Source organism: Actinomadura soli, assembly GCF_005889715.1.
GTDB classification, from domain to species: domain Bacteria; phylum Actinomycetota; class Actinomycetes; order Streptosporangiales; family Streptosporangiaceae; genus Spirillospora; species Spirillospora soli.
In genome coordinates this window covers 1-497 of the sequence record NZ_VCKW01000619.1, presented here as the reverse complement: position 1 = coordinate 497, position 497 = coordinate 1, and the positions used below count along the sequence as shown (strand labels likewise).

The 497-nt window shown below is 72.4% G+C and carries 1 protein-coding gene; it reads left to right on the top strand.

The genetic code is table 11. The features are described 5' to 3' along the window. Nucleotides 1-94 precede the first annotated feature (94 nt). A partial coding sequence (locus tag ETD83_RS42170; protein WP_138650813.1) for a DUF5998 family protein occupies nucleotides 95-497 on the top strand: 403 nt, incomplete at its 3' end.

Genomic DNA, 497 nt, shown 5'->3' with positions numbered 1-497 from the left:
GTCGAGCGGAGCTCGTCCGTTGAATGGCGGTGGGTGGGGGCTGGAGGACGGTCGTCATGTGCGCGTCCGCCCCCGGACAGGGCAGGATGGGGCCATGAGGGAAACCCGAGCGACCGCCGGCGGTCTGCGCACGGCGATCGAGCGCAGCGGTTACTACCCGGACCTGGTCGCGGACGCGGTCGAGTCGGCCATCGGGGACGAGCCCGTCGTCGCCTACGTCGTCCACCACGAGGCGACGTTCGACCCCGCGATGGAGGTTCGGCGGCACGTGACGGTGCTGGTCCTGTCGGCCAGCCGGCTGCTGGTGTGCCACACCGACGAGCACCCGCCCGGAGAGGGCATGGCGCAGCCGCACGCGTCCACCACGACCGAGGCCGTCAAGCTGGAGCGCGTCCAGTCGGTCGCGGTGACGCGGGTCGTCCCTGACCCCGCGTCGTACGTGCCGGGGGTGCCGCCGACGGAGGTCGTGCTGACCATCGGATGGGGTGCCATCGCCC